The 26,963-nt window shown below is 40.8% G+C and carries 21 protein-coding genes and 14 tRNA genes; 16 read left to right on the top strand and 19 right to left on the bottom strand.

The annotated features are described in order from the left end of the window. Nucleotides 1-7 precede the first annotated feature (7 nt). The 5 genes from secD to FCN25_RS02855 form a co-directional block, all read right to left on the bottom strand. A complete protein-coding gene (gene secD, locus FCN25_RS02835) occupies nt 8-1,858 on the bottom strand; it encodes a protein translocase subunit SecD (protein WP_137221792.1) in 1,851 nt (616 codons plus the stop codon). 17 nt (nt 1,859-1,875) lie between these two features. Next, the gene (yajC, locus tag FCN25_RS02840; RefSeq protein ID WP_137221794.1) at nt 1,876-2,208 is read right to left on the bottom strand and encodes a preprotein translocase subunit YajC; all 333 of its coding nucleotides are present in this window, start codon (nt 2,206-2,208) and stop codon (nt 1,876-1,878) included. A 25-nt stretch (nt 2,209-2,233) separates the two neighbouring features. Next, nucleotides 2,234-3,358 carry a tRNA guanosine(34) transglycosylase Tgt gene (gene tgt, locus FCN25_RS02845; protein ID WP_137221796.1) on the bottom strand — a complete coding sequence of 375 codons (1,125 nt, stop codon included), beginning with the start codon at nt 3,356-3,358 and terminating at the stop codon, nt 2,234-2,236. A 142-nt stretch (nt 3,359-3,500) separates the two neighbouring features. Further along, nucleotides 3,501-4,541 carry a tRNA preQ1(34) S-adenosylmethionine ribosyltransferase-isomerase QueA gene (queA, locus tag FCN25_RS02850; RefSeq protein ID WP_137221798.1) on the bottom strand — a complete coding sequence of 347 codons (1,041 nt, stop codon included), beginning with the start codon at nt 4,539-4,541 and terminating at the stop codon, nt 3,501-3,503. A 68-nt stretch (nt 4,542-4,609) separates the two neighbouring features. Beyond that, on the bottom strand, nt 4,610-4,795 hold the full coding sequence (locus tag FCN25_RS02855; RefSeq protein ID WP_137221800.1) for a hypothetical protein: 186 nt from the start codon (nt 4,793-4,795) through the stop codon (nt 4,610-4,612). Nucleotides 4,796-4,987: 192 nt separating this feature from the next. Between FCN25_RS02855 and FCN25_RS02860 the strand changes: the two genes are divergently transcribed. The 3 genes from FCN25_RS02860 to FCN25_RS02870 all read left to right on the top strand — a co-directional run bounded on the left by FCN25_RS02860 (nt 4,988) and on the right by FCN25_RS02870 (nt 6,992). Further along, nucleotides 4,988-5,584: an ACP phosphodiesterase gene (locus FCN25_RS02860; RefSeq protein ID WP_137221802.1), complete on the top strand. Its 597-nt coding sequence runs from the start codon at nt 4,988-4,990 to the stop codon at nt 5,582-5,584. A gap of 29 nt (nt 5,585-5,613) precedes the next feature. Beyond that, nucleotides 5,614-6,204: a protein disulfide oxidoreductase gene (locus FCN25_RS02865; protein WP_137221804.1), complete on the top strand. Its 591-nt coding sequence runs from the start codon at nt 5,614-5,616 to the stop codon at nt 6,202-6,204. 134 nt (nt 6,205-6,338) lie between these two features. After that, the gene (locus FCN25_RS02870; RefSeq protein WP_137221806.1) at nt 6,339-6,992 is read left to right on the top strand and encodes a pseudouridine synthase; all 654 of its coding nucleotides are present in this window, start codon (nt 6,339-6,341) and stop codon (nt 6,990-6,992) included. Nucleotides 6,993-7,393: 401 nt separating this feature from the next. Here FCN25_RS02870 and sstT read toward each other — a convergent pair whose 3' ends face one another. The 6 genes from sstT to FCN25_RS02900 form a co-directional block, all read right to left on the bottom strand. After that, on the bottom strand, nt 7,394-8,635 hold the full coding sequence (gene sstT, locus FCN25_RS02875; protein WP_137221808.1) for a serine/threonine transporter SstT: 1,242 nt from the start codon (nt 8,633-8,635) through the stop codon (nt 7,394-7,396). Nucleotides 8,636-8,938: 303 nt separating this feature from the next. Further along, nucleotides 8,939-9,829 (bottom strand): chemotaxis protein, encoded by an 891-nt coding sequence (locus tag FCN25_RS02880; RefSeq protein ID WP_137221810.1) that lies wholly within the window; start codon nt 9,827-9,829, stop codon nt 8,939-8,941. Nucleotides 9,830-10,344: 515 nt separating this feature from the next. Then, a complete protein-coding gene (locus FCN25_RS02885; RefSeq protein WP_137221812.1) occupies nt 10,345-10,824 on the bottom strand; it encodes a dual specificity protein phosphatase family protein in 480 nt (159 codons plus the stop codon). Between the two features lie 11 nt (nt 10,825-10,835). Further along, the gene (locus FCN25_RS02890; protein WP_137221814.1) at nt 10,836-12,122 is read right to left on the bottom strand and encodes a DEAD/DEAH box helicase; all 1,287 of its coding nucleotides are present in this window, start codon (nt 12,120-12,122) and stop codon (nt 10,836-10,838) included. 72 nt (nt 12,123-12,194) lie between these two features. Further along, the gene (locus FCN25_RS02895; RefSeq protein ID WP_137221816.1) at nt 12,195-12,746 is read right to left on the bottom strand and encodes a methylated-DNA--[protein]-cysteine S-methyltransferase; all 552 of its coding nucleotides are present in this window, start codon (nt 12,744-12,746) and stop codon (nt 12,195-12,197) included. A 4-nt stretch (nt 12,747-12,750) separates the two neighbouring features. Beyond that, on the bottom strand, nt 12,751-14,286 hold the full coding sequence (locus FCN25_RS02900) for an AlkA N-terminal domain-containing protein (RefSeq protein WP_137221818.1): 1,536 nt from the start codon (nt 14,284-14,286) through the stop codon (nt 12,751-12,753). Between the two features lie 212 nt (nt 14,287-14,498). Between FCN25_RS02900 and FCN25_RS02905 the strand changes: the two genes are divergently transcribed. Then, nucleotides 14,499-16,328, top strand: a complete 1,830-nt coding sequence (locus FCN25_RS02905) for an ABC transporter ATP-binding protein (RefSeq protein ID WP_137221820.1) — start codon at nt 14,499-14,501, stop codon at nt 16,326-16,328. A 790-nt stretch (nt 16,329-17,118) separates the two neighbouring features. Here FCN25_RS02905 and FCN25_RS02910 read toward each other — a convergent pair. From FCN25_RS02910 to FCN25_RS02950, 8 genes are all read right to left on the bottom strand, one after another. Beyond that, on the bottom strand, nt 17,119-18,450 hold the full coding sequence (locus tag FCN25_RS02910) for a hypothetical protein (protein WP_137221822.1): 1,332 nt from the start codon (nt 18,448-18,450) through the stop codon (nt 17,119-17,121). 497 nt (nt 18,451-18,947) lie between these two features. Continuing rightward, nucleotides 18,948-19,196 (bottom strand): hypothetical protein, encoded by a 249-nt coding sequence (locus FCN25_RS21050; RefSeq protein ID WP_254693715.1) that lies wholly within the window; start codon nt 19,194-19,196, stop codon nt 18,948-18,950. A gap of 194 nt (nt 19,197-19,390) precedes the next feature. Further along, nucleotides 19,391-19,466 (bottom strand) — tRNA-Val (locus FCN25_RS02925). 34 nt (nt 19,467-19,500) lie between these two features. Then, nucleotides 19,501-19,576 (bottom strand) — tRNA-Val (locus FCN25_RS02930). A gap of 33 nt (nt 19,577-19,609) precedes the next feature. Next, nucleotides 19,610-19,685 (bottom strand) — tRNA-Val (locus tag FCN25_RS02935). Nucleotides 19,686-19,726: 41 nt separating this feature from the next. After that, nucleotides 19,727-19,802, bottom strand: a tRNA-Val gene (locus FCN25_RS02940). Nucleotides 19,803-19,835: 33 nt separating this feature from the next. Next, nucleotides 19,836-19,911: transfer RNA gene (locus FCN25_RS02945), tRNA-Val, on the bottom strand. Nucleotides 19,912-19,951: 40 nt separating this feature from the next. After that, nucleotides 19,952-20,027: transfer RNA gene (locus FCN25_RS02950), tRNA-Val, on the bottom strand. Nucleotides 20,028-20,287: 260 nt separating this feature from the next. On the opposite strand from FCN25_RS02950, the gene gltX reads away from it, so the two are divergent. The 12 genes from gltX (at nt 20,288) to FCN25_RS03010 (ending at nt 26,917) form a co-directional block, all read left to right on the top strand. Then, nucleotides 20,288-21,697, top strand: a complete 1,410-nt coding sequence (gene gltX / locus FCN25_RS02955) for a glutamate--tRNA ligase (RefSeq protein WP_137221824.1) — start codon at nt 20,288-20,290, stop codon at nt 21,695-21,697. Between the two features lie 101 nt (nt 21,698-21,798). Continuing rightward, nucleotides 21,799-21,874 (top strand) — tRNA-Ala (locus FCN25_RS02960). Between the two features lie 96 nt (nt 21,875-21,970). Continuing rightward, nucleotides 21,971-22,046: transfer RNA gene (locus FCN25_RS02965), tRNA-Glu, on the top strand. 132 nt (nt 22,047-22,178) lie between these two features. After that, nucleotides 22,179-22,254: transfer RNA gene (locus FCN25_RS02970), tRNA-Glu, on the top strand. Nucleotides 22,255-22,372: 118 nt separating this feature from the next. Further along, nucleotides 22,373-22,448 (top strand) — tRNA-Glu (locus tag FCN25_RS02975). A 132-nt stretch (nt 22,449-22,580) separates the two neighbouring features. After that, nucleotides 22,581-22,656: transfer RNA gene (locus tag FCN25_RS02980), tRNA-Glu, on the top strand. Between the two features lie 311 nt (nt 22,657-22,967). Next, nucleotides 22,968-23,043, top strand: a tRNA-Glu gene (locus tag FCN25_RS02985). Nucleotides 23,044-23,161: 118 nt separating this feature from the next. Then, nucleotides 23,162-23,237, top strand: a tRNA-Glu gene (locus FCN25_RS02990). Between the two features lie 35 nt (nt 23,238-23,272). After that, nucleotides 23,273-23,348 (top strand) — tRNA-Ala (locus FCN25_RS02995). Between the two features lie 431 nt (nt 23,349-23,779). Then, nucleotides 23,780-24,799 (top strand): TRAP transporter substrate-binding protein, encoded by a 1,020-nt coding sequence (locus FCN25_RS03000; RefSeq protein ID WP_137221826.1) that lies wholly within the window; start codon nt 23,780-23,782, stop codon nt 24,797-24,799. Between the two features lie 67 nt (nt 24,800-24,866). Further along, the gene (locus FCN25_RS03005) at nt 24,867-25,520 is read left to right on the top strand and encodes a TRAP transporter small permease (RefSeq protein WP_137221828.1); all 654 of its coding nucleotides are present in this window, start codon (nt 24,867-24,869) and stop codon (nt 25,518-25,520) included. Then, nucleotides 25,520-26,917: a TRAP transporter large permease gene (locus FCN25_RS03010; RefSeq protein WP_137221830.1), complete on the top strand. Its 1,398-nt coding sequence runs from the start codon at nt 25,520-25,522 to the stop codon at nt 26,915-26,917. Before FCN25_RS03005 ends, FCN25_RS03010 begins: the two co-directional genes overlap by 1 nt. Nucleotides 26,918-26,963: the final 46 nt, after the last annotated feature.

Raw genomic sequence — 26,963 nt, forward strand, 5'->3', positions numbered from 1 at the left:
TTCTCCCTTAGATAGACAAAGACTTAACGCGCTTACCACCCCAAACCGCATTCACGATTGAGCGAGTGCCAACTATGGCTGTAAACATCGAAGTCGCGATACCTATCATTAAGGTAACAGCAAAGCCTTTCACCGCACCGGTACCGACAGCAAATAAAATTAACGCGGTCATAAAGGTGGTGATGTTAGCATCGGCAATCGTTGAAAACGCATTACCATAACCTTCATGGATAGCTTGTTGAACGCTGCGACCAGCAAGTAGCTCTTCGCGAATACGCTCAAAAATAAGCACGTTACCATCAACAGCCATACCCACTGTTAGCACCATGCCGGCAATACCCGGTAAGGTTAACACCGCACCTGGGATCATAGACATCACACCAACAACCATGATGAGGTTAGCCATCAATGCAAGATTGGCAATAAAACCAAATGCACGGTAATAAATCATCATGAAGATTAATACGACAACCATACCCCAAACCATCGCTTGAACACCATTTTGAATGTTTTCAGCACCTAGGCTTGGACCAATGGTTCTTTCTTCAACAATCGTTACTGGCGCAATCAACGCACCCGCACGTAACAGTAACGCTAAGCTTTGTGCTTCAGTGTGTTCTAGACCGGTAATCACAAAGTTACGGCCTAAACGAGCTTGGATAGTTGCAACAGAAATAACTTCTTCAATCCGAGTCATTTTCACTGTGCCATCAGGATTGCGTGTACCGCTATCTTTATATTCGATAAACAATGTTGCCATTGGTTTACCGATATTATCTTTGGTGACGTTAGAGAATATTGAGCCGCCTTTTGAATCAAGATTAATAGCGACCTGAGGACGGCTATATTGATCAAAAGTAGGTTGAGCACCAGTGATATGATCACCCGTTAGCATCACTTCCTTCTTCAATACTGCAATTCCGCCTTCACGACGTTGATATACTTCATCACCAGGAGGGACACGACCACTTGCAGCAGCACTTACGTCAGCTTTGTCATCAACCATACGAAATTCAATCGATGCCGTAGCGCCTAAAATTTCTTTTGCACGAGCAGTGTCTTGTACTCCGGGCAGCTCAACAATAATACGCTCGGCGCCTTGGCGTTGTACTACCGGCTCAGCTACACCCAACTCGTTTACACGGTTACGAATGGTGGTAATGTTTTGTTGTAATGCTTCTTCCTTAATTTGCTTAAGATAAGCATCACTCATAGTAGCAAGAAGCATAAACTCATCACCGCTACTTGCATCGGTGTATGTCATGTCATTGCTGCGAGTTTTTAAATAAGTCTCAGCTTGGTCAACCGTTTCAGCATCTCGAAACTTAATCGCAATTCCGTTTGGCGTTTTACGAATACCAGCATAACGAATTTTTTCTTCACGAAGCTGGCTTCTGAAATCAGCTATTTTAGCTTCTTCCATTTTACGGACTGCTTCGCCCATATCCACTTCCATTAAGAAATGAACTCCACCACGTAAATCTAAACCTAATTTCATCGGCGACCCACCAACAGCTTCAAGCCATTCAGGGGTTGCCGGTGCTAAGTTCAATGCCACGGTATATTTTTGACCAAGCAGTTCAGCGATAGCCTCTTTGGCCACCAGCTGCTGCTCTGGGTTTTGCACGCGAACTAATAATTGACCATTTTCGAGCTCTGCACGCTTTACAGCAATACCCTGAGCCTTTAATAAATCAACCACAGACGTTTGAGTCGATGCCGTAACTTCTGCACCACGAGTTGCGACAATTTGCACCGCATGGTCTTCACCAAACAAATTTGGAATTGCATAAAAACTACCAATGGCGATGACAAGCATCACCATGATATTTTTCCACATTGGGTATTTATTTAACACACAATAGCCCTCTTGGCTTATAACGACTGGATAGAACCTTTAGGCAATACCGCTGCGATATAATCCTTTTTAATCGTGATTTGGTTGTTATCATTAATGGCTAATAATACATAATCACTTTCGTCACCAATTTTGGTCACTTTACCAAGAATGCCACCACTAGTTAACACTTCATCACCTTTTGAAATCGATGCCATTAGGTTTTTGTGCTCTTTAACACGCTTTGACTGTGGACGGAAAATCATGAAGTAAAAAATTAATCCAAACATGACGAGCATGAAGACTAACTGCATGGTTTCGCCACCGGCTGCACCACTGATTGGACTTGCATATGCATTTGAAATAAACATAGTTCTCTCTTCTTATTAGCTAAAATTAAACGATTAACTCAGGTACTTCACGACCAAGACTGGTGTAGAACTCCTTAACAAAGGTGTCTAATGTACCTGTCTCAATTGCGCCACGCAAACCTTCCATCAACATTTGGTAATAACGTAAATTATGAATGGTGTTTAAACGTGCACCTAAAATTTCATTGCAACGATCTAAATGGTACAAATAAGCACGTGAATAGTTTTTACAAGTGTAACAATCACACTTAGCATCTAATGTTGCAGTGTCATCACGATGACGTGCATTGCGAATTTTAATCACACCTTCACTGGTAAATAAATGGCCATTACGGGCATTTCGCGTTGGCATCACACAATCAAACATATCGACACCACGGCGCACCCCTTCAACTAAATCTTCAGGTTTACCTACGCCCATTAAATAACGTGGCTTATCCGCAGGAATTTGCGGGCAAACATGCTCTAAAATGCGGTGCATATCTGCTTTAGGCTCACCCACAGCTAAGCCACCTACGGCATAACCATCAAAACCAATATCTACAAGACCCTTTACACTCTCGTCACGTAAATCTTCAAACACGCCACCTTGAATAATACCAAACAAAGAATTTGGATTTTCTAAGCGGTCAAATTCATCACGTGAACGTTTAGCCCAACGAAGTGACATTTGCATCGACTTACGCGCTTCATCATGTGTTGCTGGGTACGGAGTACATTCATCAAAAATCATCACTACGTCAGATCCTAATGAATCCTGAATTTGCATTGATTTTTCTGGGTCTAAGAAAATCTTTTCACCATTAATCGGTGAACGGAAATGCACACCTTCTTCAGTGATTTTACGAATATCACCCAAACTGAATACTTGGAATCCACCCGAGTCAGTTAAAATCGGACGCTGCCAGTTCATAAAGTCATGAAGGTCACCATGCTTACGCATGATTTCTTCGCCTGGACGTAACCACAAATGGAAGGTGTTACCCAATAAAATGTCGGCGCCAGTGGCTCGCACTTCTTCAGGTGTCATGCCTTTTACCGTACCGTATGTTCCCACTGGCATAAATGCTGGCGTTTCAACAGTGCCACGATCAAAAATAAGTCGTCCGCGACGTGCACGACCGTCCGTTGTGTCTAATTCAAATTTCATAAATCACCTTGCCAGATAAACAGTCTGACTTGTTTAGTTTCTATAGTTATGAGGGTAAATTTTAATGCTTCAAGGTTACTGACACATTAAATCAAAAAAACACCCACTATTGTGGGCGAGTATATTAAATCAAATTGATTGCTTAGGGGGCTTTTTTCGTCACAAACATGGCATCACCATAGCTAAAAAAGCGATATTTTTGTGTTATGGCGTGTTGATAGGCATTCATTACCTCATCAAAACCGGCAAAAGCACTTAATAACATGATTAATGTTGACTCGGGCAAATGAAAATTTGTCACCATTGCATCAACTATTTTAAATTGATAGCCTGGATAAATAAAAATATCGGTATCGCCACTGAACGCTTTTAATGGACCATCGCCACTCGCTCTAGCTGCACTTTCAAGTGAACGAACTGACGTGGTACCAACGGCAACGACACGATGGCCATTGGCTTTAGTTTGTGCTATAAGGTCGACGACATCTTGCGGAACGTTAGCCCACTCTGAATGCATCTTGTGCTCAAGAATATTATCGACTCGTACTGGTTGGAACGTTCCAGCTCCCACATGCAAGGTCACAAACGCAATATTGACACCCTTGGCTTTTAACTCTGCCAGCATGGCATCATCGAAATGTAAGCCCGCGGTAGGAGCAGCAACGGCGCCTGGTGTTTGGTTATATACCGTTTGATAACGCTCTTTATCAGCATCTTCATCCGGACGGTCAATATAAGGAGGCAGTGGCATATGGCCGACGTCTTCAAGTACTTCTAATATGGTTTTATCAGACAGTAACTCAAGCTCAAATAATGCATCATGACGCGCTAGCATTTTCATTTGATAGCCGCCATCTAAATCAATAAGCGTATCAACTTTAGGGGATTTTGAACTGCGAACATGGGCTAAGATACGCTTATCGTCAAGCATGCGCTCAACGAGAATTTCAAGCTTGCCACCAGTGGACTTTTGGCCGAACAAACGCGCAGGAATAACTCGAGTGTTATTGAACACCATCAAGTCACCAGGATTGATCATATTGAGTAAATCAGTAAAGTGCTTGTCAGCGAGTTCACCGTTTTGACCACTTAATATGAGTAAACGCGAAGCATTACGTTGTGCTGTCGGATAGCGAGCAATCAGCTCATCTGGTAGGTCGAATGAAAAATCTGCTACACGCATAGTATAATCTCAACAATAAAAACGGCCGCTAGTCTATGGCTACTGCGGGTTAAGATCAAGTTTGGTGATTACTTTGTCGGCTTTTGTTCTATCGATTCGGTGTCGACATCGTCCAATTCAATAGCATTTGGCTTCGCTGAATCAAAGGTGTGATTTGATTTATATGAATGCTCTTCATAGCGCATGTCGATATGTACTTTATTTCGTTTGGGTGTAGCTGGCCTACCCAATAATTTTTTAATCCACTCTTTCATCTTCCTTGATCCTTAAAATTAATCCTATACCCTTTAAGAGTACCTACATCTATCGCAACGATATGATGTTAATACTCAATGACTTTTGTCCGTAAATCGTTATGATTACGTAAATACGTATACTTCCATGTAACGTCTTGTTACAAACGGCTAGTATCATACTGTAAAATAATAAAATTAGAAGTACAATTTATGAACTTTTTAGCTCACTTACATTTAGCCGACATCAGCGATACTCACTTAATAGCTAATTTGTCGGGTGATTTCGCCAAAGGTAACATAGGACAACACCCAAAACATTTACAACAAGGCATATGGCTTCATCGTCAAATAGATCAGGTTACTGACAGCCATGAAATTATTGTCGATCTCCTGAAACTGTTTCCTAAAACATCACGCCGTGTGGCACCGATATTAGTTGATCTAGTATTCGATCATTACTTAGCGTTTTATTGGGAAGAGTATCATCACCAGACATTAGATGAGTTTTGCCAAAAAGCATACCACCAGCTTAGTAAGACACTTGAGCTACCTCCGACATTACAGTCCATTGCACCGCAAATTATCCAACAAGATTGGTTAAGTAGCTACCAAACAAGACAAGGCTTAAATCAAGCGATTAAAGGTGTGAGTAAGCGTTTATCTAAACCTGAACTGTTTGATCATGCTATTAAGGATATTGATAAGATTTATATTGATATTGAAATTGCATTTAGGACTTTCTATCCGCAATTGATGGCCTATAGCAAAATTTATAGCCGTAAAACTCCAATAGAATATTTACCTTAATTGAAGGCAACAAGAAGAGTGCGATAAGTATGTCACGATGGTTTATTAACCTACAGTTCAAACTAAAATCCAGACATTTTTGGTTAACCAGCTTACGCGATATCATACTTATTGGCGTTATATTATTTGCCATTGCGAGTTATTTGCAGCGAGATATGAAAACAGGTGTTGCCACTCCGATTAACGCACATTCGATTACTCAGAAGCCAATTTCATTATTTACCTCAACAGCAACTGGCGCTCAACAACATGCAAAATGGCAAACAAATTCTCATAAACCCACCTTAGTTTATTTTTGGGGTACTTGGTGTCCTGTATGCAGCGTCACCTCGCCAATGGTGGACTCGGTTAACCTAAAGCAAGATTATCATGTAGTTTCCATTGCGGTAGCCTCTGGTACCGATGCAGACATTAATACTTTTATGCAACAACATCATTATCACTTTGATGTAATCAACCAACAAAATCAGCCTCAAACAATATCATTGAGCCAACAATGGGGCGCAATGGCCTTACCTGCTATTTATATTGTTGATACTGAAAATAATATTCGTTTTGTAACCTCTGGGATAACCAGTAGTTGGGGAATGTCACTTCGATTATGGTTCGCAACGTGGTAAAGCAAATTTCACAAAATACCTTATGCACTGGGTAATTGTTTTTTTCGTTATCAGCAAAATTTTGTTAGTATTCGCAATATTAATTTTTGCATCATGAATAACTGATTCCGCCCTATAAGAGAGAACGCCCTATAATGCACATCTTTACTTATCAGCCTCCGTCCATTCCATGGTTGGACATACGCTATAAAGACCGTGACATTATCGTCATCAATAAACCTTCTGGCTTGTTATCAAATCCTGGACGTTCACCTGATACACATGATACGGCAATAACCCGTTTACAACGATGCTATCCAGAAGCTATTCTCATCCATCGCTTAGATTGTGACACTTCAGGCATCTTAATTTTTGCTCGAACCAAAAAAGCAGAATCGCATTTAAAAATACAATTTCAAAACCGCCAAGCTAAAAAAGTATATATTGCTGAAGTCATGGGCCATGTCAGCGAGCAACAAGGCAAAGTAAACTTTGCCATTGGGCCAAATCCTGATTCGCCACCATTCCAAATACTCACAGACTCAGGCAAAGCAGCGCTAACCTACTTTCAAGTACTTGAGCATAGAGTTCAGTCGACCTTGATGGAACTTAAACCGCACACGGGTCGCACCCATCAACTTAGAGTGCATATGCTTGCGCTGGGACACGCTATTTTAGGTGATGAATTCTATGGCGATACCGAAACAATAAATGCCAGTAAACGGTTAAACCTACATGCGCAATCACTCACAATAACCCACCCTTACAGCCAAGTCGAAATGACCTTTTTTAGTCAGCATCCGTTTTAATACCATTTCCATTAATTATGTGACCAATCAGAGTAGCTCAGACTGTTCAGTTTAAGGCGCATTGTTGAAACAATGGGTATTCCCTTTTAAAGCAATACAACAAAGAAATGGACTGTCTGAGCGTCTCCAGCAAGGCGGGGTTCTGTACCTTCTATGCTGCTTAATAGCATTTTGACATACGACGGCATGGATGCTGGAGGTAGAGCAACGCAGGAGCAGTTGCCGAGAGCAACTATGCCTACAATCCTATTATTTGCCTAGAAGGTACGGAATTCCCGCTGAATGACAGATAATTAGTGGAATTGGTATTAATACCACAACTATTCAAGCCCAATGAGATAAAAAAATACCGACGTAATCGCGTCGGTATTTTTTCAACATGTCTATGTCTATATACAATATTAACTAACTTGAGCAGCCTGTTTTATTTCTTTCGCTTCAGCCGCTTCACATGCTGCAGCAGTAAAGATCACATCAGTTGAGCTGTTAAGCGCCGTTTCAGCTGAATCTTGAATCACACCAATAATAAAGCCAACCGCGACAACTTGCATGGCAATATCATTAGAAATACCAAACAAACTACATGCTAATGGAATTAATAGTAACGACCCACCAGCAACACCAGATGCACCACACGCAGAAACAGATGCGATGACACTCAATAATAATGCCGTCAAAAAGTCTATTTGAATACCCAAAGTATGGGCTGCGGCTAAGGTCAATACCGTAATAGTAATAGCGGCACCGCCCATATTAATCGTGGCACCTAATGGAATTGAGACAGAATAAGTGTCTTTATGCAGTTTTAGTTCTTCACACAAAGCCATGTTGACCGGAATGTTAGCGGCACTTGAACGAGTAAAAAATGCTGTCACACCACTTTCACGTAAACACTTAAATACTAATGGATAAGGGTTACGCTTAATTTTGACATAAACAATAATAGGGTTAACCACCAACGCAATAAATAGCATGGAGCCAACAAGTACCATTAATAATTGGCCATAACCGGCTATTGCTTCAAAGCCAGTTTCAGCAAATGTCGCAGCCACTAGCCCGAAAATACCAATTGGCGCGAGACGGATGACAAAACGGACAATATTAGATACCGCATCACTGACATCAGAAAGCATCCGCTTAGTACTGTCACTAGCATGATGCATGGTTATACCTAACCCTGCACCCCATACTAAAATACCAATGTAATTGCCGGTTAATAATGCGTTAACAGGATTGTCGACAATTTTAAATAATAAGGTGTTAATGACTTCGCCAATCCCTTGAGGAGGATTTGAGCCCTCTATACCCGTGGTTAACAATAAAGTTGTTGGAAATGCAAAACTGAATAATACAGCCGTTAATGCTGCCGCAAAGGTTCCCAATAGATATAGAGCGATAATTGGGCGCATATTGGTTTGACTATTTTTCTTTTGATTGGCAATCGATGATGCGACCAAAACAAAAACGAGGATCGGTGCTATAGCTTTTAGCGCGCCTACAAAAAGAGAGCCCAAAAAGGCCACATTATTGGCCCCAGTTGTTGAAATACTGGCTAGGACCACGCCCAAAATAATTCCGCTGATAATCTGTAGCACAAGGCTACCGCTAGCGATACGAGCTAACAGTGATGTTTTTTGATTCATTGCTTAACCTATGATTATTATATTTATGGCTTTTTGTCTGTTGGTTGACACTTATCGTTAATCAAATTGTTTAACCACATTAGCAGGCTATTGCCTAGCGATGGCTTTGCGCAACGTAAAGCCTTCTTTTGTGAACAGCCAAAATACCGAATATGACAAAAGTCTTATAGCTATATATCAGGATGCCATGTGATAAGTCTAGTTTTGATCCAAAATGAATAAAAAAAATCACTTATCGGTCATTAAGTAAGCATTACCAATAGCGGGACCAACAAATAAAAAAGATTACCTTTCCGCTCCTAATCAAACCGTCTCTATCGCCTCAGCACCTCTTAACATTGCCTCAATTAACTCTTTAGCATCAAATTTGGTGAGCGCTTCATTAGCACCGACTTGTTTCGCTTGGCTAACACTAATTTCACTGGATAACGAAGTATGTAAAATAATATATGCATGCTCAATAGCAGGGTTATTCTTAACTTCAAAAGCCAATTCATATCCATCAAGCCCTGGCATTTCAATATCACTCACCAGTAAGTCAATTGGCATTCGATCTTCTGCGGCTTGTTGCATAATGGCAAGAGCGTCACGACCATCGGCCGTCACTTGATAGGGGATATTAATTGAGTCTAGTGCGTCAGATAATTGTTTACGGGCCACTTTAGAGTCATCCACCAACAAAATATGCAATGGCTTTAATTTTTCACGTTGAACATCGGTCAATATTGCACGATGAGAAATAGGATCGTCAGGAAAGATCTTTGATAGTAATAACTCGACATCCAGTAATTGAACTAATTGATCATCAAAACGAGTTACTCCTGTTAAAAAGGCGTTTTGGCCTAAGTTACCAGACGGAGCTTCGATATTTCGCCAGTTACACTCAATGATTTTATCGATGGCACGAACCAGAAAGCCAATAACCATTCGCTGGCAATCAGTAATAATGATGTAGCAATCTTTACGCTCGGATTCAGTAATAGGTTTATAACCAATCGCTGCAGCCATATCTATCACAGGAAGAGTATGCCCCCTCATAGTTGCAGCGCCCAGAATGGCTGGGTGAGAATGTGGAATTTTAGTTAGAGGTGTATAAGGCACGAGTTCACGAATTTTCAAAGTACCTAAAGCAAACAGTTGTGTTTGGTTCAACTTAAAAAGCAATAAACCCTGTGATTGATTCGCTTTACTCATTTTCGGACTCATCATTACCCCTTCAATGGAAGACTAAAATCGATTTAACTATAGCATTTATCGTCAATTTTTAGATTAACTTTAATCATCAATTTCATCTAAAAATGTCATTACAAATCACAAATTTAGCAATTCATCCGATAATAGTTAACTTTTATATCGTTTCTATTACGATTTTAATTAACTAGATATTATTTGAGTAATAATAGATGCTTAAATAACCATTATTGGTTAATAACAATGATGAAGCAAAATATATCAATAGATTTTTATTAGGATCTATCAAGACAATTAACAGTGAAAGTTATAAATATCCTCCCTCCTCTTACTGCAATACAACTATATCAGCCGTGACAGACTAAGTTGACAATAAAGTAATTGCATCACTCTTGGGCTTTGGAGGATTAAATTAACCGATACGTTATAAAAACAACAAAGGGAAACAATAATGATTAAATCAGTTGCTGATCTAATCGATTGTTTCCCTTTAATACGTTGATTAATATTTACTTAAATCAATTCGAACTTGATTGTAGCTCGTAAAGTACGTCATAAACAAACTGATCCCAACCTTCAGCCTCAAAGGCTAAACCACTGGCATTACGAACTTGGCTAACGGCATGCAAAGGTGCTGCACCGTTTTCCATCATATAATAAGCCATTACCATTTCGGTGCGATTAACACCTGAACGACAATGTAATAATACCGGTTTTTGCTCAAGTTCACATTCACGAATAAATGCTAAAACCTGAGGTAATATTTCAGCACAGATAGCTAAATCTTGTGGTTTAGGCGGAATATTATCAGGCAAATTAAACACTTTATGTCGAAGACCTAATGCTGCCATATCTTCAGTATCACAGCCTTCAGCATTATTTAATGATGCAATCGCTCCAAATCCGGCCTGTTTGAACTCTGCTAAGTCCCATGCATCTTTGTTCGGACCACTTCGCCCTGCGACTTGTCCATCAACTAACCAAAAAATATGTTTCATATTACCTACTACTAATCTGGTTTTTTAGCCCAAATATCAACATTAACTGAGGACAACTTTTTACGTTTTTTCTTACCGCTACCTTCTGGCTTAGCCATTGGCTTAGGTTGTTCCAGTACATTTTCAGGCACGACATCATCAGCCTCAAACCCGTTAACTTGTTCACGAACAAGTCGAATTTGATTCTTTTTCTCAATAACAGAGAAGTGATGATACTCATCATGCGACAACAAGGTCAACGCTAAACCGACCTCTCCCGCACGTCCGCTGCGACCAATTCGATGCATATAATCTGCTGGACTGCGCGGTAAGTCAAAATTTATTACTACAGGTAATTTTTCAATATCAAGGCCACGAGCAGCAATGTCTGTTGCTATAAGCACTTGAATATCACCCGCCTTAAAACCTTCCAATACACGACTTCTCGCGCCTTGGGCTTTATCACCGTGAAACACCTCCGCAGTGATACCACGTTTAGCCAGTTTTTGAGCTAAATGATTACAACTATTTTTAGCGCCAACAAAAATCAACACTTGGCGCCATTGATGCTGTTGTAGTAAATGTGCGAGTAAAGCGGTCTTTTTTTCACGATTAACCGTCATGACACGTTGTACTAACGTACTCGCTTCAGCGCTTTGTAATTGTATCTCAAGCGGGTTAACTAACAACGCTTGTGTTAGTTGGCGAACTTCATCTGGAAAAGTCGCTGAAAACAATAACGTTTGTTTTTGTTTAGGAAGTAAATTGAGTACTTGATTCAATTCCTCAGTAAAACCAAGGCTTAACATTCGATCTGCTTCATCAAGTACTAGCGTTGTCACTTGGGACAGCTTTAATGCATTTGACGATACTAAATCGAGTAAACGACCTGGCGTCGCGACGACTACATCCGCACCGCCCCGCAATGCTAGCATCTGAGTATTAACAGATACACCGCCAAATGCAGCAACCACTTTAATGTCACCATTTAAATGAACCGCATAAGATTTAAAGCTGTCGGCAACTTGCTTAGCAAGTTCTCGCGTTGGTACCAAGACTAACGCACTAACAAAATTACCTTTGGCAGATGTTGTTGCCCGACGACTCACCAATTGATGTAATATCGGCAATGCAAAAGCCGCTGTTTTACCTGAGCCAGTATTGGCACCTGCCAGCAAGTCTTTACCAGTTAATGTGCTAGGAATGGTTTCAGCTTGGATTGGTGTAGGCTGAAGGTATTTAAGCTCGGTTAATCTGGCCAACAATGGAGTATGCAGGCCAAATTCAGCGAAAGTCGTAGCTAAAGAAGCTTGGGTCATGTATCAAATGCGCTCAAGAAAATGGATATCAATCGCACATTTTAACGTACTTTGGCACAGCAGTCAGATAAATTAGTTAATTTCTTCAATCCCTTCTAAGTCCAGTAGCCACTGCTTCATATCGAGCCCATAAGCATAACCAGTTAACTTACCGCCTTTGCCTATCACCCGATGACAAGGAACGATAATAGCAATTGGGTTTGCACCATTTGCACCCCCAACCGCTCTAACGGCTTTAGGTCGTCCAATAGTATTAGCAATATCACTGTAACTGCAGCGCTGACCGAATGTTAATTGACTCAGAGCAAGCCAAACCTCATGTTGGAAAACAGTCCCCTTAGGCGCTAAAGGAACACTAAAATGTTGCCTTTGATTAGCGAAGTACTCTGATAATTGAATGACTGTTGAATCAATATGTTGTTGGGCTTGTATCAATAAATCTTGAGTCGTCTCAGTATTACTTTGTTGGAGTCTAAACTGAATTTGAATCTCTACGAGCAAGCTCGTTTGAGCAAGATCTTCAACCTGTAGATGGGTTAATCCATACTCAGATGCTTTAAGCGAGAGTAAACCAACAGGACTTGTGACTAAGGCATGGCACTTAGGCGAAGTAAAATGGGTCATAATATTATCCGTTTTTTGCAGCGACAGGATCGTTATCCCAAAGCTGGAAGGTTAAGTAGCTGCCCCAAGGTGATGCTTGTTTTGCAATGTCGGCAGCAATGCTTAAGTACGATTTAGGGGTTTCAATAGGTTTACCCAATTGCTCATGTAACGCATGAAGACGATTTTTGATGACTAAATCAGAACTCAAAAAAACATCAGGGTCACTCAAACCTCGCATTTTCGCGTAGGCAACAGTCCATAGACCGATACCTTTTACGGACAACCAATCGTCAGGCGTTGAGTCTGGATGTTGATGTACAAATTGCCCCAAGGCATTTAATGCTAATTTTCGAGCACCTGGCATTTTAAGTTCATCTAATGAAGCGCTAGCAATAGCTTGTGCCGTCGGAAATAACCGCCAAGTCTTACCATCGATGAACAGCGTTTCACCATAAGATTCAACCAATAAATTTAATAGTTTAGTGGCTTGCACCACACTCACTTGTTGCCCTAATACGGCACGGCAAGCAGCCTCAAATACACTACCAGCCGCGGGAATACGCAAACCACTATCAATTTTGGCACCTAATTCTATGATAGGAGATAATGCCTGCTGGATTATCGCCATGTCAGCATCTAAATCAAACATACGCTGTAATTGCAGAGTAATATAATGCAAGGATTTAATATCATTGGCATCGGCTAAGTAAATACTCACATCAAGTTGAGGTTTATCGGCATTCAGTGAAATGTAAAAAAAGCCTTCTACACCATTAAATGAGAAGGTTCGGCCATAACGTCCCGAAATATCATCAATGACCTCCATATTATCAACTTGACGAAAGGCATAAAAAGCCAACATCTTCGCCCAATTTAGGGGTGGCCGATAAGATAGTGCTAATGTTATTGGTTTAATTTCAGTACTCACTTGGTTATCTTTATAAGAATGAGTTACAACAGTTGAATGTCGGCTCTTTTGGCGTAAATCGCTAGGTGTTAACAATAATTCTTGCTTAAAAATTTCATTAAACCGCCTGATACTATTAAAGCCAGCAGCCATGGCGACGTCTGTCATTGATAATTGTGTTTGGTGTAATAACTGCTTAGCAAACATCAACTGCTGATATAACGCAAAATGTTTAGGGGAAGTCCCCAAACCTTGGTTAAAGAGTTTATTTAAATACCGACTGCTAATACCTAATTTATCAGCCAACTTGACGACCGTTCCTGCATTCTCACCATTTAAAAAGCCTTGATCAATTAACGTGATGGCTCGCATTAATGTTGTTTGAGTGCCTAACCACGCAAATGAACTTGGTGCACTATCAGGCCGACACCGAAGACAAGGCCTAAGTCCAGCATTAGCCGCTTTTATCGCAGAATCAAAATAACGAACATTTTTTTCATAGGGCGCTGGGGCGGGACAAATCGATCGGCAATAAATACAAGTAGTGAGCACACCAGTAAAAAATTGACCATCAAAACGAGCGTCACGACTAAGCCTTGCTTGCTGGCAGATCTGTGCTGCAATATAACAATCACTATTAATCTGGACCATTAGTCTATTTAGCCTTATATCACTCAATGGGAAACTGAACTATTTTCTGCTCATAGCGTATTTAAGAGATTACTTTACCGAAATACAACAACCACGACTAGCGGAAAACGGAACTTAATCGTTTCGTATATGGTAACAATTTAACCCATTACATTTGGTCATTTTGCGTTATCCTAGTCAGCAGAATTTTCACCATTAAGTTAGAGCATTAGATGTTTAAATTTTTTGAATCATTGACCCAAGCTTTACCACAAGAAGAACCGACTCAGCCACCCAATACTTTGTACGCATTTTGTCGTCATTATACCCGCGGGTTTGGTTTGCCTTTAATTATCATGTCAGTACTAACAGCCATAATGGCAATGTTGGAAGTGTCACTGTTTGGCTTTATGGGCCAACTGGTAGATTGGTTAGTCACCAAAAATCCGCAAACATTATGGCAAGATGAAAGCACTACGTTGATTACCATGTCAGTGATTGTCTTAGTCGTCATACCGCTAGTTGTCTGGTTACATGCTTCTATCGTGCACCAAACGCTTTTGGGTAACTACCCTATGGCTATTCGTTGGCAAGCACATCGCTATTTACTCAAGCAGAGTATTTCATTTTATCAAGATGACTTTGCAGGACGCATCGCCACAAAGGTAATGCAAACTTCGCTTGCTGTACGTGAAACTGTCATGAAATTACTGGATGTACTGATGTACATTTTAGTGTATTTCACCTCTATGTTGGTCATGATTGCCACTGCAGACGTACGTTTAATGCTACCCATGCTCGTTTGGTTAGCGGCTTATGTGTTGATCCAATGGAAACTAGTTCCAAAGCTGAAAGCAATATCGACAGAACAAGCTGATGCTCGCTCGACAATGACTGGCCGTATTGTCGACAGTTACACCAACATATCAACCGTAAAGCTGTTCTCGCATACGACACAAGAAGCTGACTATGCCCAAGATAGTATGACGCGTTTCTTAAAAACCGTTTATGGCCAAATGCGTCTGGTCACGATCATTAATGTTTTAGTGCAAATCATTAATTACTTATTAGCGTTCACCATTGCAGCTGTGTCTATTTGGTTATGGGCAGACAATGCGATTACTGTTGGTGCCATTGCGATTGCGGTGAGTTTAGCGTTACGTTTAAATGGCATGTCACAATGGATTATGTGGGAAATTAGTTCACTATTTGAAAATATTGGTACCGTTACCGATGGTATGAATACCTTATCAAAACCCATTGCTATCCAAGATAAAATCGATGCAAAAGACATTGTTGTTGACCACGGTAAAATCGATTTCAATCAGGTTTGCTTTCATTATGGTGAAAAAACAGGCGTCATTGAGCAACTAAACCTGAATATTAAAGCTGGTGAGAAAGTCGGCTTAGTGGGACGGTCTGGTGCAGGGAAATCGACCTTAGTAAACTTATTAATGCGTTTTCATGATGTTGAAAAAGGCCAAATACTGATTGATGATCAACCTATAACGGATATTACCCAAGACTCATTACGGGCAAATATTGGTATGGTGACTCAGGATACGTCGTTATTACACCGTTCGATCCGTGAAAACATTCTGTATGGTGATCCACTTGCCAGTGATGAAAAATTAATGGCGGCGATAACTCAAGCACAAGCTGCAGAGTTTATTGACAATTTAACGGATCCCTTTGGCAACAAGGGACTCGATGCTCAAGTTGGTGAACGCGGCGTTAAGCTGTCTGGTGGCCAACGCCAACGGATTGCCATTGCAAGAGTATTACTTAAGAATGCGCCAATTCTATTGCTTGATGAAGCCACTTCAGCATTAGACTCTGAAGTCGAAGCCGCGATTCAAGAGTCTCTTTATGAATTGATGGAAGGTAAAACAGTAATAGCGATAGCGCATCGGCTCTCAACGATTGCAGCTATGGATAGACTCATTGTATTAGATAAAGGCTGTGTCGTTGAACAAGGTACTCATCAAGAGCTGATTAATGCCAAAGGGATATACGCACAACTGTGGGCCCATCAAACTGGCGGATTTTTAGGGTTAGATTAATCGAAAGTTGAGCAATTAGCATTAGCCACTCAAATTTGAGTGGCTTAATTAGATGGTCCGCCTCACCCTTAAGCTATACTTAGGGTAGGGTAATCAAAAAGGCGAACCATCATGTCTATTATTAAAGTAGTTGGGATCGATTTAGGCAAAGCTTCTTTTCATCTTGTTGGGCATGATCACACTGGTCGTGAACAATTTCGTAAAAAGTATACTTTAGGCTTTTTGAGGACAATCTAGCGCGGAACTCATCGTGGAGTAGGTGGTAAAGCACCTAATGAAGATTCCGAATACATTGGCGCAAACCAACCTCGTTATGGTCGCGGTAGGAATGAGCATTACTACCACGACCGGTCAAGTGAGGAGACGTTTTTAGTAGTATTGGCCGCAATGGTTCTGGTCGATTTTACTGATTTAAAATGAATTTCTCACTTCACCCTATTCCCCTTGAGACTAAAAATGGCCAAAAAGTCAGCCATTGAGAAACAATTATCTGAGGTTGTAGGATGAGACCTGTCACGTTAAGGCCTCATAATGAGTCAGATCTGCTCAGTTTTATACTCTGAACAATCCCATTTATCGATGACATAAAGCCATGTACCTTCGCAGAAAAAGACTCACGTTCAGTCACGGCAATAGTTTTTTGCTACAACTGAACGTCAGGTTGAGTGGATATCAAAACCCCGTTGGTCGGAGTGCGACACATGACTTACAGTGGCATCAATCCCCTCGCATAGCACTCATGATAATGCCTGCACCACAAAAAGTGGTTTAATGCTTAGGCACAGTGACGTTAATAAGAATATTCAACACTATAGAAACCTAAATTCATTACATCACTTTCTTTTGATAACGGACTGAGGTCAGAATCGGCCATTCGACTTTGTTCAACCGCTAACCTTCGCCATTCATCCAACGTTTTTTTATCACCATAACTTTTCGCCAAAAATAGGATATAGGGATCGACCAATATGTTAATTCTCGCTTCCAGCGAGGTGGGGAAACTGAAATTAGGTATGGTTCCCCTGATCCCACCATGCAACCTCCACACTACACTACCATCACCGTTTCTCCCACCAAGGACTATTTCACTAAAAGCAATCTCATCACTGGCATTAGAGAAATCATATTGATAAGGGGCTTGTTGGCTGCGTATTGTTTCATATAATGAATACGCCTCTTTAGAAAACGCGTTATTAACATTCAATACTATTTCACTTGAAGCATTACCTTGTTGATCCAGCTTACGTATGGCCGAATTGGCAGAATAACCCACCGTGTCGTAAACCTTAATTTGTTTAGTAATATTAGATGACACGTAATAATGTTCTCCAATAGTCGGATAAATAAAGATGGGCTCATTGGCGTAGTTATAACTATCCCAGCTACCTGAAGAATAAGCATGTATATCATCTTCACTACTATTTACCGGATCGTTAACCATTACCCCTACATGAGTAAAATCATCGAGACTTAAGGTATATTCATCCAGATTGGTTAAGTCAATTTGTCCCGCTTGACTCGATTGATGATCAGCCGCCACTAATTGAATATCAATGGGTCCTTGCACATCACACCATTCAAGAGAGTAATCTGCCGTATAGGGTGTTAAATAGCCCTGTCCACCACCGATATTAAGTTTGCTATCCGGGGAAGACTCAATCAAATTTTGAACAAAAAATGTGACATCCTTACAACCACAATCAGGTGCATAGCTCAAATCAGTGAAATGAATGACACCTAAATCTCCCCCTTTCGTATCCATAATGGTATCAATACTCAACGTTCTAAAGCCATAATTGCGAGTAAAATAATTGAGCGCAACCGTAGTGATATGTTTAGCATCACTCGGCCATGCAGTGGTTAACAGACCATTTGAGTCTGTCACATGATCGGCAATAACGTCGCCTTGTGCATTATGAAAAAGAACTTCTACACCCGGCTTAGGCGATTGAACATTACATTTATTCGTCACAACGGTATTGAGCGTGAGTTGTGTATTGATTGGATTGTTTGATGGATCACCCGAGTTGGCGGTTCCTGCATCATCGCCGCTGCCTCCACCACATCCTAATAATAGTATTGAGGTGAATGACGAGGTTAACATCCATTTTGTCGTTCTCATATCTCTTCCTTAATATGATCGAGCTGAACAGTGAAAGGGAAAGCCCTATCAAAAAGTTCATGTTAAGTTTATAAAAATAGGAATAACACCGATTAAATACAGAGTGGCCACACCTTCGTGGAATACGAAAAGAATAAGATGTCAGCCTATTGGCTGATCACTCATGTATCTTCCTTGACGTCGTCCGAATACGATTTATGACTCCCTATTTTACCCATAATATAACCGAGATTAAGGGTTCGCCCAAACGCTTTATTATTAATTTGGGTGTCATTTGTTAAATTATGTTTACGTTTTGTTTCATAACCGTCTAGCGAACCCCGCCGATTGGTTAACATTCCATCGTAACAAGCTATCGATATTAGGTTCTGGTTTGCTCCGTTCATCAAGGTAGCACAGATGCGATCAAATGGGATTAAACCAGTGATCGGTCGCGGTAGGAATGAGTATTACAAAAGGCACACCATAATAATTAATGTGAACCTGTATTACTCGTTTCAGCCAACGCCCTGTCTCCCAAGGTTGATCATGAAGACGCTTGCAAAGCTTATAATCGTCGTCGAGGTCAGAATAGCCTTAACAAATGGTGCGCTCTTTGGAGTGCTCATTTTAGCAATGTCTGCTTTGCGGGCGTAAAATCCGCTGATACTGAGTTTATGCAGGCGACAAAAAGCGGTAATCGTCAAGCCGCTAGCGGATTGCTGTTGTATCAAGGCAACCCAATCTTCATGTGAACGTCTAGCCATGTTAACTCCTGATGTAATGATCAGTCGTTAATATAGAGGATGAATAAGAGCTGCTGAAGATGTACTTGCCCGGACGCTTACGACACAAAGTGTAAGTAAAATATTAATTGTTTGGATTGTTTGGATTGTTTGGATTGTTTGGATTGTGTGGTAAAACTTTGAAGGATGTAAGAGGAATAATACAAAATAGAATATGGTGGTCGCTACTGGGCTCGAACCAGTGACCCCCTCCTTGTAAGGGAGGTGCTCTCCCAGCTGAGCTAAGCGACCTGGGATAAAACGTAAATGTAAACTTAAATTGATATGGTGGTCGCTACTGGGCTCGAACCAGTGACCCCCTCCTTGTAAGGGAGGTGCTCTCCCAGCTGAGCTAAGCGACCTGGGAATATCAATTCTTTTAACATGGTAAAATATGGTGGTCGCTACTGGGCTCGAACCAGTGACCCCCTCCTTGTAAGGGAGGTGCTCTCCCAGCTGAGCTAAGCGACCTGGGATATTTTACTTTCGAGTCTACCACTCTATTTGAGAAATGGTGGTCGCTACTGGGCTCGAACCAGTGACCCCCTCCTTGTAAGGGAGGTGCTCTCCCAGCTGAGCTAAGCGACCTGGGACTCTACACAACAGTTTACATAAATTATATGGTGGTCGCTACTGGGCTCGAACCAGTGACCCCCTCCTTGTAAGGGAGGTGCTCTCCCAGCTGAGCTAAGCGACCTGGGATATAATTAACAGTAATAACTTCATAAATGAAATTATGGTGGTCGATACTGGGCTCGAACCAGTGACCCCCTCCTTGTAAGGGAGGTGCTCTCCCAGCTGAGCTAATCGACCTCGCTGTGTGGGGCCGTATTATAGGGGGCAAGCAAAACCTGTCAACGCTTTTTATTTAAAAAAACGTCAGTCGGACTAAATTTGTTCGCTTTGATGCATTGTTAAACAAAGATTTGACTCGATTAAAAAAGGAATATTCAAAAACTATCACAGGTTTAACGGTCCGCCATTTCCACTAACGAGTTTGGCTGTTAGAATGGCAACCACATTTTTGCTTGTCTTCTTTTTATAGACGTATTTATATAGGTTAGTGTCCGATTATGACAACTAAGACGCGTTTTGCCCCAAGTCCAACTGGCTTTTTACATGTAGGCGGTGCTCGTACTGCTTTATATTCATGGTTACATGCAAAAGCAAATAACGGTGAATTTGTACTTCGTATTGAAGACACCGATATTGAACGTTCAACTCAAGAAGCTTGTGATGCGATTCTTGATGGTATGAACTGGTTAGGTTTAACGTGGGATGAAGGTCCTTATTATCAGACTAAACGTTTTGATCGTTACAACGAGATTATTGAGCAGATGCTAGATAACGGCACGGCTTATAAATGTTATTGCTCACGTGAGCGTGTTGAAAAAATGCGTGAGGATCAGGCTGCACAAGGATTACAACAAAAATACGACGGTTGCTGTCGTGACCTTGCGCCTCGTGATACTGACGAGCCGTTTGTTGTGCGCTTTAAAAACCCAATCGAAGGCAGTGTGATCTTTGATGATCACGTTCGTGGTCGCATTGAAATTTCAAATGATATGCTTGATGATCTTATTATTAAGCGTACCGATGGCGTACCAACTTACAACTTCTGTGTTGTCGTTGATGATTGGGATATGGGCATTACGTGCGTTGTTCGTGGTGAGGACCATATCAACAATACTCCTCGCCAAATTAATATCCTAAAAGCATTAGGAGCTCCTATTCCTGAATATGCTCATGTTTCGATGATTTTGGGTGATGATGGTGCCAAATTATCTAAGCGTCATGGCGCTGTCGGTGTAATGCAGTATCGTGATGATGGTTATTTACCTGAAGCACTATTAAATTATCTTGTTCGTTTAGGCTGGTCTCATGGTGATCAAGAAGTATTTTCAATGGAAGAATTGAAAACACTATTTAAATTAGATGACATCAATAAAGCCGCTTCAGCTTTTAATACCGATAAACTTATTTGGTTAAATCAACATTATATCAAATCACTTGATCCTGTTTATGTTGCATCGCATTTACAGTGGCATATGGATGACCAAAAGATTGATACTAGTAATGGCCCTGCATTACCTGAAATTGTGACGGCATTATCTGAACGCGCTAAAACATTAAAAGAGTTAGCAGCTTCTAGTCGTTATTTCTATGAAGACTTTGATAACTTCGATGAAGCTCAGGCTAAAAAGCACCTACGTGGCGTAGCAATGGAGCCTTTAACCTTGTTCAATCAAAAGTTAGCAACAATAACAGACTGGACGGTTGAAAATATTCATCAAGCAATTGAAGCTACAGCAGCAGATCTTGAGGTGGGTATGGGTAAAGTGGGAATGCCACTACGTGTTGCGGTAACGGGCGCTGGGCAGTCTCCTGCGTTAGACTTAACCTTATATTTAATTGGAAAAGATCGATCTGCACAAAGAATATCCAAAGCGATTGAATTTGTAGCAAATAGAATAAATTCCTAAAAAACGAGTTGACACTTTTGGGTATGCTGCATAGAATGCGCCTCGCAGTTGAGACATGACTTCAGATTTTCTTGTAGCATATCCAAAAGCAATTTGTAAGAGGGGCTATAGCTCAGCTGGGAGAGCGCTTCGCTGGCAGTGAAGAGGTCCACGGTTCGATCCCGTGTAGCTCCACCACTTACGAATATATCTTTAACTAGATAATAGCATTGATGTTTAGCCTACAGACATTGATGAGTATTCACTCGATACAGAGTATAACGTATCAACTGTGTCCCATTCGTCTAGAGGCCTAGGACACCGCCCTTTCACGGCGGTAACAGGGGTTCGAATCCCCTATGGGATACCATATTTAAGATGGTTGAACATGATTCGAAACTGTTGTTTTAGAAAAAGTGTTTGATGATCTATATAGCACTGGTGTTTAGCCTACAGACACCAATGAGTATTCACTCGATGCAGAGTATAACGTATCAAATGTGTCCCATTCGTCTAGAGGCCTAGGACACCGCCCTTTCACGGCGGTAACAGGGGTTCGAATCCCCTATGGGATACCATATTTAAGATGGTTGAACATGATTCGAAAGAGTTGTTTGATGATCTATATAGCACTGGTGTTTAGCCTACAGACACCAATGAGTATTCACTCGATGCAGAGTATAACGTATCAACTGTGTCCCATTCGTCTAGAGGCCTAGGACACCGCCCTTTCACGGCGGTAACAGGGGTTCGAATCCCCTATGGGATACCATATTTAAGATGGTTGAACATGATTCGAAACTATTGTTTTAGAAAAAGTGTTTAATGATCTATATAGCACTGGTGTTTAGCCTACAGACACCAATGAGTATTCACTCGATACAGAGTATAACGTATCAAATGTGTCCCATTCGTCTAGAGGCCTAGGACACCGCCCTTTCACGGCGGTAACAGGGGTTCGAATCCCCTATGGGATACCATATTTAAGATGGTTGAACATGATTCGAAACTATTGTTTTAGAAAAAGTGTTTGATGATCTATATAGCACTGGTGTTTAGCCTACAGACACCAATGAGTATTCACTTGATGCAAAGTATAACGTATCAACTGTGTCCCATTCGTCTAGAAATAGAGCTTAGGACATCGCCCACTTTGGTTTATAAAGAGTCGGCGGTAACAGGGGGTCGAATTCTTAGGGTTTTGATCTTCATTATAGGTAACTAGCACTGGTGTTTAGCCTACAGACACCAATGAGTATTCACTCGATGCAGAGTATAACGTATCAAATGTGTCCCATTCGTCTAGAGGCCTAGGACACCGCCCTTTCACGGCGGTAACAGGGGTTCGAATCCCCTATGGGATACCATATTTAAGATGGTTGAACATAATTCGAAAGAGTTGTTTGATTATCTATATAGCACTGGTGTTTAGCCTACAGACACTAATGAGTATTCACTCGATACAGAGTATAACGTATCAACTGTGTCCCATTCGTCTAGAGGCCTAGGACACCGCCCTTTCACGGCGGTAACAGGGGTTCGAATCCCCTATGGGATACCATATTTCAAATGTTAGTTATTATTTAACTAACATTTGGGGCTATAGCTCAGCTGGGAGAGCGCTTCGCTGGCAGTGAAGAGGTCCACGGTTCGATCCCGTGTAGCTCCACCAACTATTTAGTTTTCGAATATAATTCTATATATTTGAATCAAAAAACCACCTAGCGGTGGTTTTTTTGTTTGTATCCTTTTTACGCTGTTATCCAATGTATCCGCATCAACAGATAATCAAATTTATTTTCACTAAATCAATACACATATAAGCCATTATCTCTAATGGGATCTATATAGCATCACAACAAAATGTGTGACATTCCACCCAACTATATTCCCACTGTGTGTGACTATCCACACACTAAATCAGTATAACTATACACACATAAATTAAAGTTAATAAATATCATATGGTTACAAATAGTTAACATTCTGGCCTGATGCTTGCTATGTTTGATCTATCCTCATAAAGCGTTTATGGCGTACTTGTTCTGGAGCAAGACACCACCTTGAGGAAAATATAACACTAAAAAAAGGAAGTTAACTACCATGAAAAAATCGATAAATACTTTTATACGTCCACTAAAGTCAATGGCTAAACTAGCCGCTGTAGCTTCAATTCTGGCAGCGAGTTTTAATGTTTTTGCTGAACCTGTAGAAATTAAGTTTTCTCATGTTGTTGCAGAGAACACACCAAAAGGACAAATGGCACTTAAGTTTAAAGAATTAATAGAACAACGTTTACCTGGTGAATATGTTGTGAACGTATTTCCTAACTCACAGTTATTTGGGGATAACAACGAGCTAGCAGCATTACTGCTAAACGATGTGCAGTTTGTAGCACCATCACTATCTAAGTTTGAGCGTTATACCAAAAAACTACAAATCTTTGATTTACCATTCTTATTTGAAGATATGGCGGCTGTTGATCGCTTCCAACAATCTGATGCGGGCCAAAAACTATTGAACTCAATGAATCGAAAAGGTGTTGTCGGCCTAGGTTACCTTCACAATGGTATGAAGCAATTTTCTGCCAATGACCCGCTAGAATTACCTAAAGATGCTAACGGTAAAAAGTTCCGTATTATGGCGTCTGACGTTATTGCCGCCCAGTTTGACGCTGTTGGTGCTATTCCGGTTAAAAAGCCTTTCTCTGAAGTGTTCACCCTGCTACAAACACGCGCTATTGATGGTCAAGAAAATACTTGGTCAAATATCTATTCAAAGAAATTTTATGAGGTGCAAAGCTACATAACAGAAAGTAATCATGGTGTTTTAGATTACATGGTCGTGACCTCAAATACTTTCTGGAAAAGTCTACCCGCTGACAAACGCGCAATCTTTAAATCTTCACTTGAAGAAGCTATTACACTTGGCAACAGCATTGCTGCAGAAAAAGGCAATAAAGATAAGCAAACTATTTTAGATTCTGGACGTTCTGAATTAGTGACGTTAACGCCAGCTGATCGTCAGCAATGGGTTAATGCAATGAAACCAGTTTGGGCTAAATTTGAAGATCAAATTGGTAAAGACATGATTAATGCAGCACAAGCTGCAAATACCAAATAGTCTCAATACTAAATGTGGCACTGAATTGCTTGCTGGATCAGTGCCACCCTTTTTTTATTCAAGGAGTATGACCGTGATTTCAAGACTATTTGGTTATTTTGAAGAAGGGTTCCTTAATCTTTTGATTACACTCATGACATTGCTTGTTTTTGGCGAAGTCATTGCACGATTCTTTTTTAATACTGGTTTTTTATGGATCCAAGAACTTACCCTCACTCTATGTGGTTGGTTCGTACTTTTTGGTATGTCTTATGGTGTAAAAGTAGGGGCTCATATCGGTGTTGATGCCTTTGTTTCTAAATTGTCAGGTAAGCCTCAAAAAGCTGTCGCTATCTTTGCATGCTTGTGCTGCTTGGTTTACTGCGGAATATTTTTAAAAGGTTCGTGGGACTACCTCAGCCAAATGTATCAAATTGGCATCCCCATGGAAGATATCGATTTTCCGGCTTGGTTTATTCATCAACTTGATCCTGATTTTGCTTGGGAGACTTTACGTATTGATGTAGAAGACGGGGCAATACCTATCTGGTTATCTCAAAGTATTATAATAATCGGTTTCACTATGCTCACTTGGCGTTTTATTGAATTATTTATCGCTATCTTAAAGAACCAGGCTGTTGGCTTCCAATTGGCTGACGAAGCTAAAGACAGTATGCATTTAATCGATGAAGCTGCACTATCCGCATCACCTGAACAACAAAATGATAAGGATGCGAAATAATGACTATAGCCACACTATTTCTCGCTTTATTTATTTGCATGATGATTGGGATGCCTATTGCTATAGCCTTAGGTTTTTCAAGCATACTCACTATTTTGTTATTTTCAAATGATTCGCTCGCCTCAATTGTACTTAAACTGTATGGGTCAACCTCAGAGCATTACACATTATTAGCCATCCCGTTCTTTATTTTATCATCAGCATTTTTGTCTACTGGTGGTGTAGCAAGGCGTATTATCGACTTTGCTATGGACAGTGTCGGTCATATACGTGGTGGTCTTGCCATGGCATCCGTTATGGCTTGTATGTTATTTGCAGCCGTATCAGGCTCATCTCCAGCCACTGTTGCTGCAATTGGTTCTATTGTCATTGTCGGCATGGTGCGCGCAGGTTATCCAGAAAAATTTGCCGCGGGTGTAATTACCACGTCAGGAACATTAGGAATTTTAATCCCACCTTCTATTGTTATGCTGGTTTATGCCGCAGCAACTGAAGTGTCAGCAGCAAGAATGTTTATGGCTGGCTTGATCCCAGGGTTAATGATGGGCTTTATTTTAATGTTGGCTATCTACATAGTTGCCCGCATTAAAAAGCTCCCTTCACGTCCTTTCCCTGGAATAAAAGCCCTTGGTTTATCAAGTGCGAAGGCTTTTGGCGGTTTAGCATTAATCTTTATTGTATTAGGTGCCATTTATGGCGGTGTCGCGAGTCCGACTGAAGCCGCTGCTGTAGCTTGTGTATATGCTTACTTTATTGCTGTATTTGGATATCGTGATATTGGGCCACTCAAAAATGTTGCTTGGCGTAATAAACAAGAATCTATAGTGGTCGCTTCATTACGAAACATTGCCTACATGCTACTTGCTGTTATCAAAACACCTATTGATAAAGAAATTCGTCATGTTGTACGAGATGGCGCTAAAGTCAGTATTATGTTGTTATTCATTATTGCCAATGCAATGCTATTCGCGCACGTTTTAACAACTGAACGTATCCCGCACATTATTGCAGAAGCAATTGTGAGTTTAGGCTTACCAGCATGGGGCTTTTTAATCATAGTTAACTTATTATTATTAGCCGCCGGTAACTTTATGGAACCTTCAGCCATTTTGTTAATTATGGCCCCCATTCTGTTTCCTATAGCAACCCAACTTGGTATTGACCCTATCCACCTCGGGATCATTATGGTAGTAAACATGGAGATAGGCATGCTCACACCGCCCGTAGGACTCAATCTCTTTGTTACGGCTGGGATTACCGGTAAAAGTATGGGATGGGTCATTCAGTCCTGCCTACCTTGGCTAGTACTGTTACTCGGTTTCTTAATGTTAATTACTTATATTCCACAGATTTCACTATTTCTACCGGAATACATCGACAAATTAAACGGTTACTAGTTTAATAATTAGCGTATTATAAACGAGCCTTAATTAAGGCTCGTTT

It is taken from the genome of Shewanella sp. MEBiC00475, assembly GCF_005234075.1.
GTDB classification, from domain to species: Bacteria; Pseudomonadota; Gammaproteobacteria; order Enterobacterales; family Shewanellaceae; genus Shewanella; species Shewanella polaris.